The 16,195-nt window shown below is 65.7% G+C and carries 16 protein-coding genes and 1 pseudogene; 7 read left to right on the top strand and 10 right to left on the bottom strand.

Annotation, left to right across the window (positions count from 1 at the left end; all coding sequences use genetic code 11):
- Positions 1-2: 2 nt before the first annotated feature.
- From ftsX to prfB, 5 genes are read right to left on the bottom strand one after another with little or no spacing between them, the layout of a single operon-like run.
- Positions 3-899: a permease-like cell division protein FtsX gene (ftsX, locus tag ACAG24_RS13505; RefSeq protein WP_370472745.1), complete on the bottom strand. Its 897-nt coding sequence runs from the start codon at positions 897-899 to the stop codon at positions 3-5.
- The gene (gene ftsE, locus ACAG24_RS13500) at positions 900-1,589 is read right to left on the bottom strand and encodes a cell division ATP-binding protein FtsE (RefSeq protein ID WP_370473063.1); all 690 of its coding nucleotides are present in this window, start codon (positions 1,587-1,589) and stop codon (positions 900-902) included. It abuts the gene before it with no gap.
- Positions 1,590-1,633: 44 nt separating this feature from the next.
- On the bottom strand, positions 1,634-2,131 hold the full coding sequence (locus ACAG24_RS13495) for an Rv3103c family proline-rich protein (protein ID WP_508506428.1): 498 nt from the start codon (positions 2,129-2,131) through the stop codon (positions 1,634-1,636).
- Between the two features lie 5 nt (positions 2,132-2,136).
- Positions 2,137-3,108, bottom strand: a complete 972-nt coding sequence (locus tag ACAG24_RS13490; protein WP_370472744.1) for a mechanosensitive ion channel family protein — start codon at positions 3,106-3,108, stop codon at positions 2,137-2,139.
- 3 nt (positions 3,109-3,111) lie between these two features.
- A complete protein-coding gene (gene prfB / locus ACAG24_RS13485; RefSeq protein WP_370472743.1) occupies positions 3,112-4,221 on the bottom strand; it encodes a peptide chain release factor 2 in 1,110 nt (369 codons plus the stop codon).
- A 198-nt stretch (positions 4,222-4,419) separates the two neighbouring features.
- Between prfB and ACAG24_RS13480 the strand changes: the two genes are divergently transcribed.
- The gene (locus ACAG24_RS13480) at positions 4,420-5,796 is read left to right on the top strand and encodes an FAD-dependent oxidoreductase (protein WP_445206189.1); all 1,377 of its coding nucleotides are present in this window, start codon (positions 4,420-4,422) and stop codon (positions 5,794-5,796) included.
- A 21-nt stretch (positions 5,797-5,817) separates the two neighbouring features.
- Here the strand turns inward: ACAG24_RS13480 and ACAG24_RS13475 are convergent, their stop codons facing one another.
- Positions 5,818-6,177, bottom strand: coding sequence for a hypothetical protein (locus ACAG24_RS13475; RefSeq protein WP_370472742.1), 360 nt, complete (start codon positions 6,175-6,177; stop codon positions 5,818-5,820).
- Positions 6,178-6,200: 23 nt separating this feature from the next.
- Between ACAG24_RS13475 and hisN the strand changes: the two genes are divergently transcribed.
- Positions 6,201-6,977, top strand: a complete 777-nt coding sequence (hisN, locus tag ACAG24_RS13470) for a histidinol-phosphatase (protein ID WP_370472741.1) — start codon at positions 6,201-6,203, stop codon at positions 6,975-6,977.
- A gap of 18 nt (positions 6,978-6,995) precedes the next feature.
- Here hisN and ACAG24_RS13465 read toward each other — a convergent pair.
- Positions 6,996-7,226 (bottom strand): annotated as a pseudogene (locus ACAG24_RS13465) (alpha/beta hydrolase); the annotation flags it as partial.
- A 240-nt stretch (positions 7,227-7,466) separates the two neighbouring features.
- Here ACAG24_RS13465 and ACAG24_RS13460 point away from each other — a divergent pair.
- Complete coding sequence (locus ACAG24_RS13460) at positions 7,467-8,852, top strand: acyl-CoA dehydrogenase family protein (RefSeq protein ID WP_370472740.1); 1,386 nt, start codon at positions 7,467-7,469, stop codon at positions 8,850-8,852.
- A 15-nt stretch (positions 8,853-8,867) separates the two neighbouring features.
- Entirely contained in the window at positions 8,868-10,076 is a 1,209-nt protein-coding gene (locus ACAG24_RS13455; RefSeq protein ID WP_370472739.1) for an acyl-CoA dehydrogenase family protein, read from the top strand.
- Positions 10,077-10,083: 7 nt separating this feature from the next.
- Here the strand turns inward: ACAG24_RS13455 and ACAG24_RS13450 are convergent, their stop codons facing one another.
- Positions 10,084-11,082, bottom strand: a complete 999-nt coding sequence (locus tag ACAG24_RS13450; RefSeq protein WP_370472738.1) for an MDR family oxidoreductase — start codon at positions 11,080-11,082, stop codon at positions 10,084-10,086.
- A 79-nt stretch (positions 11,083-11,161) separates the two neighbouring features.
- The gene (locus tag ACAG24_RS13445; RefSeq protein ID WP_370472737.1) at positions 11,162-12,139 is read right to left on the bottom strand and encodes an esterase family protein; all 978 of its coding nucleotides are present in this window, start codon (positions 12,137-12,139) and stop codon (positions 11,162-11,164) included.
- Between the two features lie 392 nt (positions 12,140-12,531).
- On the opposite strand from ACAG24_RS13445, the gene ACAG24_RS13440 reads away from it, so the two are divergent.
- Genes ACAG24_RS13440 through ACAG24_RS13430 form a run of 3 tightly spaced genes read left to right on the top strand, consistent with a single transcriptional unit; the run spans position 12,532 to position 14,727 of the window.
- Entirely contained in the window at positions 12,532-13,092 is a 561-nt protein-coding gene (locus tag ACAG24_RS13440; protein WP_370472736.1) for a TetR/AcrR family transcriptional regulator, read from the top strand.
- Between the two features lie 40 nt (positions 13,093-13,132).
- Positions 13,133-14,311 (top strand): acyl-CoA dehydrogenase family protein, encoded by a 1,179-nt coding sequence (locus tag ACAG24_RS13435; protein ID WP_370472735.1) that lies wholly within the window; start codon positions 13,133-13,135, stop codon positions 14,309-14,311.
- A 26-nt stretch (positions 14,312-14,337) separates the two neighbouring features.
- Positions 14,338-14,727 carry a nitroreductase/quinone reductase family protein gene (locus ACAG24_RS13430; RefSeq protein ID WP_370472734.1) on the top strand — a complete coding sequence of 130 codons (390 nt, stop codon included), beginning with the start codon at positions 14,338-14,340 and terminating at the stop codon, positions 14,725-14,727.
- Positions 14,728-14,740: 13 nt separating this feature from the next.
- Here ACAG24_RS13430 and ACAG24_RS13425 read toward each other — a convergent pair whose 3' ends face one another.
- Entirely contained in the window at positions 14,741-16,159 is a 1,419-nt protein-coding gene (locus ACAG24_RS13425) for an HNH endonuclease signature motif containing protein (protein ID WP_370472733.1), read from the bottom strand.
- Positions 16,160-16,195: the final 36 nt, after the last annotated feature.

Genomic DNA, 16,195 nt, shown 5'->3' with positions numbered 1-16,195 from the left:
CGCTACCTTCGTACGTAGAGCCGCAGCGTGACGTAGGCCGTGACACCGGACATCGCCAGGCCGAGGAACAACATCCACGGCGCGCTGTAATAGAGAACGTCAGCGTAGTCGACCTTGGCAATCAAATTCGCCTGATAAAACTGGTCGAGCGCGTTCTCAAGGAACAACGCACGCACCAGAATCAATCCCCCGATGGCGATCAGCACGCCGATCAGCGCGGCGAGCATCGCCTCCAGAAGGAACGGCAGCTGCGTGTACCAGCGCGTGGCGCCGACCAAGCGCATGATGCCTATCTCCGTGCGCCGCGTGTACGCGGCGACTTGAACCATGTTGGCGATCAACAGAACTGCGCCTATCGCCTGCACCAGCGCCACTGCGAATGCCGCATTGCTGATGCCGTCGAGGACCGCGAAAAGCCGGTCTATCAAGTCTTTCTGGTTCAGCACGCTCTGCACGCCGGGCTGGCCCACCATTGCCTCGTCGAAATTCTGGTGTTGTTCGGGGTCGTCGAGCTTGACCACGAACGATGCGGGGAAGGCGTCGCGACCGGCCACATCTTTGTATTGCGGGAACTTCCGGATCGCGTCCTCGTAGGCGTCGTCGCGGTTGAGGAACCGCACAGAACGCACGTCGTCGCGATCCTCGATCGTCTGACGCAACGCCTTGCACGGGTCGTTGTCACACGTCGGGTCGTTGTCGGTTACGTCCCCGGTGAGGAACACCTGGCTTTCCACCCGGTCCAGGTAGATGGCGCGGGACTGATCAGCCAGTCGCACCACGAGCAGACCGCCACCGAACAGACCGATCGAGATCGCGGTGGTGAGAATCATCGCGACCGTCATGGTCACGTTGCGGCGAAGCCCTGTGAGGACCTCGTTGACGAGAAAGCCGAAGCGCACTTAGCGATCCATTCCGTAGACGCCGCGCTGTTCGTCGCGAATCAGCCGGCCGAGTTCGAGTTCGACGACGCGCTGGCGCATCGAATCGACGATGTGATGGTCGTGGGTGGCCATCACCACCGTCGTGCCCGTGCGGTTGATGCGCTCGAGCAGGTCCATGATGTCCTTGCTGGTGTCGGGGTCCAAGTTGCCGGTGGGCTCGTCGGCGAGCAGGACCAGCGGCCGGTTCACGAACGCACGGGCGATCGCGACGCGCTGCTGCTCACCGCCGGACAACTCGGCGGGCAACCGGTTCGCCTTGCCCGACAGACCGACCATTTCGAGCACGTCGGGCACGACACGGTTGATGGTGTCGCCACGCTTGCCGATCACCTCCAGCGCGAACGCGACGTTCTCGAACACCGTCTTCTGCTGGAGCAGACGGAAGTCCTGGAACACACAGCCGATGACCTGACGCAGACCGGGGATGTGGCGGCCGGAGAGCTTGTTGACGTGGAACTTGGAGACCCGGATGTCACCCGATGACGGGTTCTCCTCGGCCAGCAGCAGACGCATGAACGTCGACTTGCCCGAACCCGACGGCCCGATGAGGAAGACGAACTCACCCTTGTCGATCTTGACCGAGACGTTGTCGAGCGCCGGACGGGCGGACGACTTGTACTGCTTGGACACGCGGTCGAGGGTGATCATCACGGCACGCCAGTGTAGCGGGGCGGGTTGTCATCACCTCGGCACTAGGGCCGCGGCGGCGCCGTCGTCGGCGTCGCTCCCGGCGGCACGACGGTGGTCGGCGGGAATGTCGGCGGCGCCTGCGTGAACGTCTCGGGGCTCTGCGGCCCCGGCCCGTCGGGGTCGATGACCGTTGTCGTCGGACCGAAGGGGATCTCCGGGCCCAACGGGGTGGTCGTCGTCTCCGGGGACGTCGGCGTGGTGGTCTCTCGCGGCGTCGTGGTCGTCGTGGTGGTGCGCGGCGTCGTCGTCGTGTACTCCGGCTCGCGAGTCTGGACGTTGGTGCGCGGCACCCAGGTGTAGTTGGGGTCGGGTACGAAGCCCGGTGGCACGACCTGCTGGGCGGGATCGATCGCGGGGGCTGGCGGCTCGGGTTCGTAACTCTGGTTCACCCAGTACAAGGCGACGAAGGCGACGATCAGAAGCACAGTCGACAGGCGCATGCGCCCGCCGAACAGATATGCCCGCGAATGGCGGTCGTTTCGGCGCAACTTCGATAGCAACGGCTTCACGGTTTCTGCCCCGCCCGGTCGAGCGCCTCGGCCTCGCTGGCCGCCGCGTCGCCGCTGGCGCTGAGATTGCTCACCGTCGGAGTGTGGTCCTGGGTCGCGATTCCCGCCCCCGCCAACGCGGCGATGATCAGAATCCGCAGTCTGCGACCGACCTCGAACTGCTTACCGGGCAGTGTGCGGGCAACCATACGCAGATTGACGGTGTCCACCTCGATGCTTTCGACGCCCATCAACTGTGGCGTGTCGAGGAGCAGGGCACGCAGTTCCTCGTCTTTCATGGCCGTCTCGCCCACGCCGTGCAGGACCTCGTTGACGCTGTTCAGGTCCACCGTGGTCGGCACAGGAATGTCGACCACGGCACGCGCCCAATCCTTCGACATGTTCAGCGATTGGACGATGTTGCCGTTGGGGACGGTGAACACTTCCCCCTCGCTCGTCCGCAGCTTCGTGACCCGCAGGGTGACTTCTTCAACCGTGCCCTGAGCCGCGTCGGGCGCGCCGACCATGTTCAGCTGCACCAGATCACCGAAACCGTATTGGCGTTCGGTGATGATGAAGAAGCCGGCCAACAGGTCCTGCACCAATTTCTGGGCCCCGAAACCAAGTGCGGCACCGATGACGGCAGCTGGGGCGACGAGCGATCCGATGGGAATCGCCAAGATGTCGGTGATCTGGACCGACACCATGACGAAAAGCAGCGCGACCGACACCCAGGAGATCACCGACGCCACTGCCTGCCGATGCTTGGCGCTCTCCGTGCGGACGAGTTGGTCGCTCTCCAGGTATTGAGCGTCGATGCGGCGAGTTATTCGCCGCGCTGCCCAGTTGATGAATCGCGCGGCCAGCAGACCGCCGATCAACAGCAGTGCGATCGGCACGCCTCGACCGAGAATCCAGACACCGGTGTCGCTCTGCCAGAACCCGTGCCAGGTGCCGGAGAGGTTCAACGCGAATGACGTGCTGTTCAACGTCTACTCGTCTTCGTCTTTTTGATTGCGCCAGCGGATGCCGGCCTCCAGAAAGCCGTCGATGTCGCCGTCGAGTACCGCGGCGGGGTTGCCGACCTCGTACTCGGTGCGCAGGTCCTTCACCATCTGATACGGGTGCAGGACATAGGAGCGCATCTGGTTGCCCCAGGAGCTTCCGCCGTCACCCTTGAGGGCATCCATCTCGGCGCGCTCTTCCAAACGCTTGCGTTCCAGCAGCTTCGCCTGCAGGACTCGCATCGCCGACACCTTGTTCTGCAGCTGCGACTTCTCGTTCTGGCAGGTGACGACGATCCCGGTGGGGATATGGGTGAGCCGCACGGCCGAGTCGGTCGTGTTCACCGACTGCCCGCCCGGACCGCTGGACCGGTAGACGTCGACTCGGACGTCGCCCTCGGGAATCTCGATGTGATCGGTGGTTTCCACCACAGGCAGCACCTCGACATCGGCGAACGACGTCTGACGGCGGCTCTGGTTGTCGAACGGGCTGATGCGCACCAGCCGGTGGGTGCCCTGCTCGACGGACAGGTTGCCGTACGCGTAAGGCGCGTGGACGGCGAAGGTCGCGCTCTTGATGCCGGCCTCTTCGGCGTAGGACGTGTCGAAGACCTCGACGGGGTAGTCGTGCTGCTCGGCCCAGCGGATGTACATCCGCATCAGCATCTCGGCCCAGTCCGCGGCGTCGACGCCGCCCGCGCCGGAACGGATGTTGACGAGCGCCTCTCGCTCGTCGTACTCCCCCGACAGGAGCGTCCGGACCTCCATGGCCTCGATGTCCTCGCGCAGCTTCGCGAGCTCGGCGTCGGCTTCGGCGAGTTCGTCCTCGCCACCCTCTTCGGCGGCCAGTTCGTACAGCACCGGCAGGTCGTCGACGCGGCCGCGCAACTCTTCGACGCGCCGCAACTCGTTCTGGGCGTGCGACAGGTCGCTGGTGACCTTCTGGGCGTGCGCCTGGTCGTCCCACAGTTTCGGGTCGGACGCCTGCTGCTCGAGCTGGGTGATCTTCTCCCGGAGCCCGTCGATGTCGACGACACGCTCCACTGTGGTCAGTGTGGCGTCGAGAGCGGCGATATCGGCTTGGCGGTCGGGATCCACGGGGATTCAGGGTACCCACTCCGCCGACGACGCTGGTGGCTGCTGGGTTCCGGGCGGCTTCGCGCAACTTTTCGCGTCGACCTCTCCGAATGCCGTCGATGACGTTCGTCGCGTTCTAGAGTCGGGGCTGGAACCCAGTCCGGCCGCGTCGCGACAGCCCCTTGCGCGCACCGGGCACGCGACAGAAGGCGTAAAACCATGCCCGCTTTGCGGCCGTACTACGTGGCCATCGTCGGCTCTGGACCTTCCGGATACTTTGCCGCTGCCTCACTCCTGAAGGCCGGCGGCCCGGACGCCGAACGAGACGTCCGGATCGACATGCTGGAGATGTTGCCCACGCCGTGGGGTCTGGTCCGGTCGGGCGTGGCCCCCGATCATCCGAAGATCAAGTCGATCAGCGCCCAGTTCGACAAGATCTCGCTGGATCCGCGGTTCCGGTTCTTCGGCAATCTCGTCGTCGGGGAGCATGTGCACCCTTCCGAGTTGGCCGAACGCTACGACGCCGTCATCTACGCGATCGGCGCCCAGTCCGACCGGGCCCTCGGCATCCCGGGCGAAGATCTGCCGGGCAGCGTCGCAGCCGTCGACTTCGTCGGCTGGTACAACGCGCACCCCCACTTCGAAGAGATGGAACCCGACGTCTCCGGCGGCAGGGCCGTGGTCGTCGGCAACGGCAATGTAGCGATCGACGTGGCCCGCATCCTCGTCAGCGATCCCGACATCCTCAGCGAGACCGACATCGCCGACCACGCCCTGGAATCGCTGCACGCGCGCGGTGTCGAAGAGGTCCTCATCATCGGTCGACGCGGACCGTTGCAGGCTCCGTTCACGACGCTGGAGCTCCGCGAACTCGGTGATCTCGAAGCCCTCGGCGATGTCGACGTGGTCGTCGACCCCGCCGATCTCGACAGCATCACCGAAGAGGATCTCGAGGCCGCGGGCAAGACGGTGCGCAACAACATCAAGGTGCTGCGCGGGTATGCCGACACCACTCCGAAGGGCGCCAAGCGCCGCATCGTCTTCCGGTTCTGCACGTCCCCGATCGAGATCAAGGGCGAAGCCCGGGTCGAATCGATCGTGCTGGGCCGCAACGAATTGGTCAGCGGCGCCGACGGCCGGGTCTCGGCCAAGGACACGGGCGAGCGCGAAGAGATTGCGGCGCAACTCGTCGTGCGCGCCGTCGGCTACCGGGGAATTCCGACGCCCGGGCTGCCGTTCGACGAGCGCTCGGCCACCATCCCGCACACCGCCGGGAAGATCGAGGGCAGCCGCAACGAGTACGTGGTCGGCTGGATCAAGCGGGGGCCGACCGGGGTGATCGGCAGCAACAAGAAGGATTCACAGGACACCGTCGACACTGTCCTGGCGGACCTCACCGCGGCGGAGCTCGCCGACCTCGGACCCGACCAACCCGACACGGTGGAACGCTGGCTGCTGGAGCGGCAGCCCAAGCTCGTCACCAACGAGCACTGGAAGTTGATCGACGAGCACGAGCGGACGTCGGGCGAAGGGTCGGGCCGTCCCCGGGTGAAGCTGACCAGTGTGGCGGAGCTGCTACGGATCGGGCACGGCTGAACACACGGCTACCAGGAGCGGCTACGTGTAGGGCTGCTGGTCCGGCGGCAGCGTCGGCTCGGGGCGTGATCCGAACGCCCACTTCTCCGGGTTGCCCGGCGAATACATGACGGGGATCAGCTGACCCATCGTGGGCCACTCGTTCACGTCGACGGTCAGCCGTGTGTACACCGTGTACTCGTTGACCGTCGGGCCGTTGATGACGCCCGTGATGGTGACGTACTGCTGGCCCGTGACCCCCTCGGGCCGGGGGCTCACCCCCGTCACCAACAAGGTCCCCTGCAGCCAGTCGTTGCCTGCACCGCGCTTGCGCATGATGCGCGGCCCGATCAGCAGGACGAACGCACCGAGGACAAGGAGGATGAGCGCGAATTCGACCACACCGACATGGTAGGACGACACGTATGGGTACCTCCGAAACCGACCTCGACCTCGCGCTGCGACTGGCCGACGACGCGGACGCACTGACGATGCAGCGTTTCGGCGCGGTCGATCTGCGCGTCGAGACGAAGCCGGACATGACGCCGGCGACCGACGCCGATCTGGACACCGAGAAGTTGTTGCGTGCGGGGCTGGGCCGACATCGACCCGACGACTCGGTGTTCGGCGAAGAATTCGGCGGGACCAAGGAGTTCACCGGAAGGCAGTGGGTCGTCGACCCCATCGACGGCACGAAGAATTTCGTCCGCGGCGTACCGGTGTGGTCGACGTTGATCGCCCTGCTGGCCGACGGCGTTCCCGTCGTGGGTGTGGTCAGTGCTCCGGCACTCGGGCGGCGATGGTGGGCCGCCGAAGGCCAGGGCGCGTTCACGTCGTTCGGCGGTGCGACACGCCGCATTTCGGTATCCGGTGTGGGTGACCTCGACTCGGCGAGCCTGTCGTTCTCCGACTTGACGACAGGCTGGGACGATCTGCGCCCCCGGTTCGTCGAGCTGCTCGACAGTGTTTGGCGGGTGCGGGGTTACGGCGATTTCTGGTCGTACTGTCTGGTGGCCGAGGGCGCGGTCGATGCCGCCGTCGAACCGGAGGTCAAGCTGTGGGACCTTGCGCCACTGGACATTCTCGTGCGCGAGGCGGGCGGCCGGTTCACTGATCTCGCCGGGAAGCCCGGTCCCCACGGCGGCAGTGCGGTGGCCACCAACGGGCTGCTGCACGACACCGTGCTGTCCGCGTTGCGTTGAGTAGAGTTCCGCTCGCGCCTATCCGACCGCTACGGCGGGGGCACCTTTGCGCGTGCGATAGACGTGGTCGAGAAAGAGCCCGATCGCGCGGACGGCGGCACCAGTCCTCCTGCCGTCGGTGAGGTCGAATCCGTGGCCGGTGCCCGGCAGTTCGACGTAGCCGACGGCATTCGTCGACGTGGCGCGCATCCGCGCGACGAAGCTGCGCGCTTCGGCGACGGGGATGATGACGTCACTGTCGCCGTGCAGCGGCACCCTCTGCAAACAGGTTCCGACAGATCCGTAAGAAGTCAATGTCGTTGCCGCACTTCGAGTCCACTCGATGCGCCACCGGCCGGTGGCGTGTTTCAGCTAAGCTATCTCCACCAGCCGCTTTGTGACGTGCCTTACAGATGCCCTCGAACTTACCGACGAGTCAGTTGGCATACCTTACTCTGGAGTCAGTTGCGGTGAAGCAGCACCAGCTACTGCGTTCATGAGGAAGGCGACATGACCAACACCATTCCCTCCAAACGGAACGGCAGGGAGAGCGCCGTCGGCGTCCAGAAGCATCAGCGCACCGCGGTCGACGTCGGCATCGCGCTTCTCACACCGCTCGTCGGCCAGGAGTTCCTCGATAAGTACAACCTGCGCGATCCGTTCAACCGAGGCCTCAAATACGGCGTCAGGCAGGCGTTCTCAGCCGCGGGCGCATCGACGCGGCAGTTCAAGCGCATTCAGGGGCTCGGCAAGGCCCCGGTGCGGCTGGAGGGTCAGCGGCCCGGTAAGAACTCGGACTACTTCGACCTGACCCCCGACGACGACCAGAAGATGATCGTCGCGACAGTCGAGGAGTTCGCCGAGGAGATCCTGCGACCGGCGGCCCACGACGCCGACGCGGCGGCGGCCTACCCGCCCGACCTCATCGCGAAGGCAGCCGAGCTCGGCATCACGGCCATCAACATCCCCGAGGATTTCGACGGCATCGCCGAGCATCGCAGCACAGTCACCAATGCGCTCGTCGCCGAGGCGCTCGCATACGGCGACATGGGCCTGGCCCTGCCGATACTTGCTCCCGGCGGTGTGGCCTCGGCACTGACGCACTGGGGCAGCGCCGATCAGCAGGCGACCTACCTGAAAGAGTTCGCGGGCGAGAACGTTCCCCAGGCGTGCCTGGCCATCGCCGAACCTCACCCGCTGTTCGATCCCACCGCGCTGAAGACGACGGCCGTCCGCACCCCGAGCGGCTACCGCCTGGACGGCGTGAAGTCCTTGGTGCCGGCCGCCGCCGACGCCGAACTGTTCGTCATCGCTGCGCAGCTCAACGGTAAGCCGGCTTTGTTCATCGTGGAGGCATCCAGCGAAGGCCTGACGGTCAGGGCCGATCCGAGTATGGGCATCCGCGCCGCCGCCCTGGGCCGCGTCGAACTCGACAAGGTGACCGTGCCGCTGAGCGCCCGGCTCGGCGAGGACGGTGCATCCGATTCCGATTACTCCGAGGCGATTGCGTTGTCACGCCTCGGCTGGGCCGCCCTGGCGGTCGGCACCTCGCACGCGGTCCTCGACTATGTCGTCCCGTACATCAAGGAGCGCACCGCTTTTGGTGAGCCGATCGCGCACCGGCAGTCGGTGGCGTTCATGACCGCCAATATTGCCATCGAGCTCGACGGACTGCGCCTGATCACCTGGCGCGGCGCTTCTCGTGCCGAACAGGGCCTCTCCTTCGCTCGCGAGGCGGCGCTGGCCAAGAAGCTCGGCACCGACAAGGGCATGCAGATCGGCCTCGACGGGGTGCAGCTACTCGGCGGGCACGGCTACACCAAGGAACACCCGGTCGAACGCTGGTACCGCGATCTGCGGGCCATCGGCGTCGCCGAGGGTGTTGTGGTCCTCTAGAAAGGCTTGTGAATCATGGCGATCAATTTGGAAATGCCCAAGAAGCTGCAGGCGGTCATCGAGAAGGGCCACCAGGGAGCTGCCGAGATGCTGCGTCCCATCTCGCGTAAGTACGACCTCAAAGAGCATGCCTATCCTGTCGAGTTGGACACGCTGGCAACACTTTTCGAGGGCATCTTGGAGGCCAAGACGATCTCGTTCGCGGGCACCGACGCGTTCCGCGGCGGTGACGGGCCGAAAGAGAATGTCAACGGCGCCAATATGTCCGCGTTGCTGAACGCTCTCGAGGTGAGCTGGGGCGACGTCGCGCTGCTGTTGTCGGTGCCCTACCAGGGGCTGGGCAACGCCGCGATCTCCGGCGTCGCAACCGAGGAACAGCTCGAGCGGCTCGGCAAGGTGTGGGCCGCAATGGCGATCACCGAGCCGAGCTTCGGCTCGGATTCGGCGGCGGTGTCGACGACCGCCGTGCTCGACGGCGACGAGTACGTGATCAACGGCGAGAAGATCTATGTCACCGCCGGATCGCGTGCCACCCATATCGTGGTGTGGGCGACGCTGGACAAATCCAAGGGCCGAGCGGCCATCAAGTCGTTCATCGTGCCGCGCGAGCATCCTGGCGTGACGGTCGAGCGCCTGGAGAACAAGCTGGGCATCAAGGCGTCCGATACCGCGGCAATCCGTTTCGACAACGCGCGCATCCCGAAGGACAATCTCCTGGGCAGCCCGGACATCGAGGTGGAGAAGGGCTTCGCCGGTGTCATGGAAACGTTCGACGCCACCCGCCCGATCGTGGCCGCGATGGCGGTCGGTGTGGCACGGGCTTCGCTCGAAGCGCTTCGAAAGATCCTCACCGACGCGGGAATCGAGATCTCCTACGACAAGCCGGCACACGCGCAGAGCGCAGCGGCAGCGGAGTTCCTAAGGATGGAGGCCGACTGGGAGGCGGGCTACCTGTTGACCGTCCGTTCGGCATGGCAGGCCGACAACAGGATCCCGAACTCCAAAGAAGCGTCGATGGGCAAAGCCAAGGCGGCACGCGTCGGCAGTGACATCACCCTCAAGGCGGTCGAAATGGCCGGCACCACAGGGTATTCCGAGCAGACTCTGCTGGAGAAATGGGCCAGGGACTCGAAGATCCTCGACATCTTCGAGGGCACCCAGCAGATCCAGCAGCTCGTGGTCGCACGACGCCTGCTGGGCCTGTCGTCCGCCGAGTTGAAGTAGGCCTGCTCTAGAAGCCGTCGTGGACGACGACCCGGGTGCGCCCGGTGACGCCGCCGCCGATGATGGAGTTGAGCACGTCAGCAACATCGCGCACCGGCACGTCTCTGGTGACCCGCGCCAAATGCCCGGGCAGGAGCTCTGATTCGAGCTGCGCCCACACCTCGCGGCGCTTGTCGATCGGCAGCAGCACCGAGTCGATTCCTGCGAGGGTCACACCCCGCAGGATGAACGGCATGACCGTCGCCGGAAGATCGGGAGATCCGGCGAGCCCCGAAATCGCGGCCACGCCGGCATATTTCATCGTGCTCAGTGCATAGGCCAGCGTGGTGCCGCCGACGCAGTCGACGACGGCGCCCCAGTGCGCCTTGCCGAGCGGACGCACCTTCTCGTCGGGGCCGGGCACACGGTCGATGACTTCTGCCGCCCCGAGGTCGCGCAGCAGGTCATGGGCGTCTGCCTTGCCGGTCGAGGCGACCACCTCGTAACCCAGGCCGGCGAGCAGGTCCACGCTGATGCTGCCGACGCCGCCGGTGGCTCCCGTGACCAGCACGGGTCCGTCGGAAGGAGTAATCCCATGGGCGCGAACGGCATTGACACTCATGGCCGCTGTGAAACCGGCGGTGCCGATCGCCGCGGCGTCGGCGGTGCCCAAGCTACTGAGCTTGACGAGGTAATCGGCGGGGTAACGGGCGGTTTGCGCATAGCCGCCGTGGCGGCCGGTGCCGATGTCCTGGCCGTGAGCGACGACGCGGTCGCCGACGGCGAAGTCCTCCGAGTTGCTGGCCGTCACCGTCCCGGCGACATCGATCCCCGGGATCAGCGGATAGGACCGGGCGACTCCGCCCTTGGGGGTGATGGCCAGGGCGTCCTTGTAGTTGACGCTGGAGAACTCGACGTGGATCTCGACATCCCCTTCGGGCAGGAACGACTCGTCGACCACTTCGTGGCGCACAACGATGCCGCCCTCGGCGTCCTCGTGGGCCACCATCGCGTTGATTTCCGTCATGACGGCCACAGTAGCCGCGCGCTTTCCGACAACGAAGAAGCCCCCGACCGGGAAGGTCGGGGGCTTCTCACGTCAGTTCTCAGCCGATTAGGTGCGACTGCAGGTCGGGCTTCATGGCCTGCAGTTCCCGGCCCCAGTACGCCCAGTTGTGCGTGCCGTTGTTCGGGAAGTTGAACACACCGTTGCTGCCACCCGCGGCGATGTAGTTGTCGCGGAAGGTGATGTTCGTCTTGATGGTCAGGCCCTCGAGGAAGGTCGCGGGCAGGTCACCGCCGCCGAGCTCGTTGGGCTGGCCGTTGCCGCAGTACACCCAGATCCGGCTGCCGTTGGCGACCAGGTTCGGGATCTGCACCATCGGGTCGTTGTACTTCCACGCCGGATCCGTCTCCGCGGGGCCCCACATGTCGTTGGCCTTGTAGCCGCCCGCGTCACCCATCGAGATGTTGATGAGGAAGGGCCACCAGCCCTCGGACGGGTTCAGGAAGCCGGACATCGATCCGGCGTAGGGGAACAGCTGCGGATGATGCGCGGCGAGCACGAGCGACGAGCCACCGGCCATCGACAGACCGACCGCCGCCATACCCGTGGGCTTGACCTGACGGTTGGCGTTCAGCCATGCCGGGAGTTCCTGGGTCAGGAACGTCTCCCAGTTGTAGGTGAGGCAGCCGCTCTTACCGCAGGCGGGCTTGTACCAGTTCGAGTAGAAGCTCGACTGGCCGCCGACGGGCATCACGATCGACAGGCCGGAGTCGAGGTACCACTCGAACGCCTGGGTGTTGATGTCCCAGCCGTTGAAGTCGTCCTGCGCGCGCAGTCCGTCGAGGAGGTAGACGGCGGGCGAGTTCGCGCCACCGCTCTGGAACTGCACCTTGATGTCGCGTCCCATCGACGGAGACGGCACCATGAGGTACTCGACCGGAAGGCCCGGCCGGGAGAATGCTCCGGCGGTCGCCGAACCTCCGGTGAGGCCGATCACGCCGGGCAGCATCAGGGCAGCAAGTGCGGCCACGCCCATACGGCGTGCCCAGGGCCCAAGAATCCTGTCAAGAAGTCTCATACCGTAAATCCATCCATCTTCCGGTACCGCCTGGCGCGGCTTGTCTGCGTCGACTCGGGCGGACATCCACGCCACAGACCTCACAGCGATGTCTTCACCGCGCTGCCTCACCGCTCCGAAACCCGATTTCGGCTACGGAGGGGCCCGAGAAAACTTCAGTTGTAGCGGTTGCAGTAAAGCATGTGGGCTGCCTGTGAGAAACCCCGGCCACGTCAGACGGCGCGCCCCCCTGCGGGTAGGCGAATTTTACGACCGCGAAGAACATCACTCCGAAGTGGCCGAAAGCACTGTCTTCGCCGTAGGAGTCCCTTCGCAGATCGAACACCTTCGTAAGAACTACCGCAGTCTCGGATGGCACTGGAAAGGCGGTGTTGTTCAGTAGGCTGCGGCGAATGGCGAAGGGCCGCGCAGGCGGGGGGCGACTGTCGGTCGACGACTGGATCCAGGCCGGTTACGCCCTGGTGGCCGACGAGGGGCTCGAAGCGCTGAAGGTCGACCGCTTGTGCACACGACTCGGGGTCACCAAGGGCAGTTTCTACTGGCACTTCAAAGACATGGCCGGCTACCGCGCCGCGCTCGTGCAGGCGTGGGGCGAGCTGCGAGACACCGACCGCAGTCACTTCGGCGAGCTCGGGCATTTACCGCCCCGCGAACGACTGGCCCGGATGATGGCGTCGCTGCTCGGCGAACGGCATTGGACGCTCGAACGTGCGATGCGGGAGTGGGCGCGCATCGACCCCGTCGTCGCCGACAGCGTTCGGGCCGCTGACCACCTGGTTCTCAGAGCTGTGCGCCAGACCTTTCAGGACGCCGGCTTCGATGGAGAGGACGCCGACGTGCGGGCGAATGCCACGTTCGCGGCGGGTATCGGCTTTCTTCATCTCTCCGATTCACCACCGGGCACCTACGCCGACATGCAGGACCGCTTCCTGGACCTGATGCTCGCACGCTGACGCGCGCTTTCCATACTAAAAGGTATGGTAGCTTCTCAGCATGGTTGCGGTCTCGACGGACCCTTCGCCCGTCACCACAGAATTCGTCGCCGGTCTGGCTGACCGGGCGGCAGAAACCGAACGCCTGCGCCGCCTTCCCGCGGCCACACTTGCCGAGGCCACCGCATCGGGACTGTTCGACTTGCTCGTTCCCGCGCGGTACGGCGGCCGCGAGGCGCCTTTTCCCGCGATCCTCGATCCGGTTCGGCGGATGGCGCACGGCTGCGCGTCGAGCGCGTGGACGCTCGGCTTCTACACGCTGCACAACTGGATGCTCGCGTTGTTCAGCGAAGAGGCCCAGAACGAGGCATTCGCCACCCGCCCGTTCCTCGCACCCGCCCCGTTGGCGCCGACCGGGCGCGGCGTCTCCTGTGACGGCGGTATCCGACTGAGTGGGCGATGGTCGTGGGCCACCGGCGTGATGGACGGCAACTGGATCATGGTCGGCGCCTTGTGCGAACGCACGACCGGCGACCCAAGTTCGATCTTCCCCGCCCTTGCCCTGCTGCCGATTCAGGATGCGCAGATACAGGACGTCTGGCATACCGACGGGATGCGCGGGACGGGATCCAACGACGTCGTCATCGACGACGCGTTCGTCCCAGAGCATCGACTGGTAAGAGTCGCCGACTTCTATACCGGCACCGCGCCCGGTGCGTCGCTTCACCAGTCGGACACGTATCGGTGGCCGATGGTGCCCGCCCTGGCGCTTCTGGCGGCAATGCCGGCGCTCGGCAGCGCAGAGCGGGCCGTCGAGATCTACACAGACCGTCTCGCGCAACGGTTCCTGGCCTACGAAGGCGTCATGCAGAAGGACAAACCGGCGGCCGCCGTTCATCTCGGTGGGGCGCAGGTGCGACTGCGGGCACTGAGGAGCCTGCTCGCCGACACCGTGGGCGAGATCGATGCCATCGTCGCCGCCGGCGATCCGGTAGAACGACACGTTCGCGGCCGCGCGAGGGTCGCCGCGGCCCACATCGTGCATGAATCCCGGGCTGTGATCGGCGAGCTACTGGGCGCATCCGGCGCCAGCGCCCACTTTCTGGACAATCCTCTACAGCGGCTGAAGCGTGACGTGGATGTCATTGTGGGACACGTGATCTTCGATTACGACACCAGCCGAGAACTTGCCGGCGCGTTGACGCTGGGGCTCACGATCCCGCGTACCGCGATGGTGTGACGGGAAAGCCGAGGAAGGATAGGTCCGTGGTTGACTCCGCTCGCGATCGCATCACGAAGTTCTTTCAGAAGAACGTCGCCAACCGGGTCATGCGTCGGCTGCCGTTTCAGACCCTGCTGGAGACGACTGGGCGGAAGTCCGGACTGCCCCGCACCACACCACTGGGCGGGCGCCGCACTGGTGACGAGTTCTGGTTCGTCTCCGAATTCGGCGACAGGTCGCAGTACATCCGCAACATCATGGCCGACCCGCATGTCCGGCTACGGCTGAAAGGCCGTTGGCACCGAGGCACCGCGGTGCTGCTGCCCGACGACGACGCTCGTGCACGGATGCGCGAGCTCCCCCAGTACAACAATGTCGGCGTACGTACTTTCGGCACGAATCTGCTGACGGTCCGAGTCGACCTGATCGACTGAGCGGCAATGCTTCTCACGGGCCCTCGTCGTCTTCGGGGAGGAGGTAGCGTTCGGGGTGGTGGTAGCCGTTGGTGCGGTGTTGGCCGGTGTCGAGGTCTGGTGGTGGTAGCCATTCGGTTTGGCCTTTGGCGTTTTTGCGGGTTCGCCAGCCGGTCTTGTCGAGCATGCGGTGGTCGGGGCCGCAGGCGAAGGTGAGCTCGTCGATGTTGGTTTTGCCGTCGTCTTTCCAGTCCGCGACGGCGTGATGGACTTGGGCCTGGTAGCCGGGCGCAGAGCAGCCCGGCCTTGTGCAGCCGCGTTCTTTGGCGTGGAGCACGATGCGTTGCGCGGCGGTGGCGAGGCGTTTGGCGCGTCCGAGGTAGAGGGATTGTTCGGTGTGTTTGTCGTAGACGTAGAGGTAGTGGAAAGCGTTGGCGGCCATGCGGATCAGGTCACGCATCGGCAGCAGGGTGCCGCCGCCGGTGACGGCGATCCCGGCGCCGTTCTCCAACTCCTGCAGCGTGGTCGAGACGATCACGGTGACGGGTAGGCCGTTGTGGGTGCCCAGTTCGCCGGATGCCAGGGCGCGGAAGGCGAGGGCTTCGAGGGCGTCGTGGTTGCGCTGTGGTTGGGTGCGCGGATCCGAGCCGCACGGTTCGGGCTGCGGATCATGCTCGGCGGCGGGCTCGGACGTCTCGTCGGCCTCGACAGGCTCGGCAGCGTCGGCGTCCACTGGGTCGTCGAGTTCGTAGTCGGGAATGTTGTGTCCGGGTGCGGCTTCTTTGGCCCACACCGCCTCCACCGCCGCCCGACACTTCGCTGTCACCCAGCCGCTGAGAAAACTCGACCCGTCGGCTTGTTGGCGCCCGAATGTCAACCCACGCTTGCGGCCCCGCTCCCGCTCTGACGGCGCCGGCCCATCCTGATCGATCTTGGCCAACAGATACCGCGCCACCGCAGCCAAATTCTGCGGATCCAACCCCGCACCCTGGCCCGCCAACTCCGCATCCGCCTGCGCCCGCGTGCCCGCATCCACCCACGTGGGCAGCGCCCGATGAAACTTCGCGATCACCGCGACGTGCTCGTCATCGAGCAGACCCTGAGCCTGGGCGGCGGCGGTGGCCTCCCACCACGGCGCCAACGGCTCCCCACCGATCGAATACCGCGGACCCAATGTCTTGGCCCGCACCAGCCGCCGCGCCGCCTCCCGCCCCGACACCCGCAACGCCGTGGTGAGCACTTTCTTCCACGACGCTTCCCCAAGCCGGCACGGCTCGGTCTCGGCCAACAGCCGCGCCAACGCGCGATGCTCGACCGCAGGCACCGACCGCATCACCGTCGCCAGCTCAGCCAACAGTCGAATCAACTCACGATGGGACAACTCGTCACAGGCCTTCGACAGGATGGCGATCTGCTCGCCCATCCCCGCCAACGCCTCCGGCACCACCTCCACACATCGAACACTAGTTCGAACCACCGACAAAAATCA

Origin of the sequence: Mycobacterium bulgaricum (assembly GCF_041287165.2) — a bacterium.
Classification (GTDB): domain Bacteria; phylum Actinomycetota; class Actinomycetes; order Mycobacteriales; family Mycobacteriaceae; genus Mycobacterium; species Mycobacterium bulgaricum.
The sequence above is the reverse complement of the archived record's forward strand: the minus strand, read 5'-3'. Positions and strand labels throughout refer to the sequence as shown.

What these genes read in the sequence shown, in the direction of transcription:
- ftsE (WP_370473063.1), bottom strand. Translation starts at nt 1,589, where the DNA reads ATGATCACCCTCGACCGCGTGTCCAAGCAGTACAAGTCGTCCGCCCGT.
- ACAG24_RS13480 (WP_445206189.1), top strand. Translation starts at nt 4,420, where the DNA reads ATGCCCGCTTTGCGGCCGTACTACGTGGCCATCGTCGGCTCTGGACCT.
- hisN (WP_370472741.1), top strand. Translation starts at nt 6,201, where the DNA reads ATGGGTACCTCCGAAACCGACCTCGACCTCGCGCTGCGACTGGCCGAC.
- ACAG24_RS13460 (WP_370472740.1), top strand. Translation starts at nt 7,467, where the DNA reads ATGACCAACACCATTCCCTCCAAACGGAACGGCAGGGAGAGCGCCGTC.
- ACAG24_RS13455 (WP_370472739.1), top strand. Translation starts at nt 8,868, where the DNA reads ATGGCGATCAATTTGGAAATGCCCAAGAAGCTGCAGGCGGTCATCGAG.
- ACAG24_RS13450 (WP_370472738.1), bottom strand. Translation starts at nt 11,082, where the DNA reads ATGACGGAAATCAACGCGATGGTGGCCCACGAGGACGCCGAGGGCGGC.
- ACAG24_RS13445 (WP_370472737.1), bottom strand. Translation starts at nt 12,139, where the DNA reads ATGAGACTTCTTGACAGGATTCTTGGGCCCTGGGCACGCCGTATGGGC.
- ACAG24_RS13440 (WP_370472736.1), top strand. Translation starts at nt 12,532, where the DNA reads ATGGCGAAGGGCCGCGCAGGCGGGGGGCGACTGTCGGTCGACGACTGG.
- ACAG24_RS13435 (WP_370472735.1), top strand. Translation starts at nt 13,133, where the DNA reads ATGGTTGCGGTCTCGACGGACCCTTCGCCCGTCACCACAGAATTCGTC.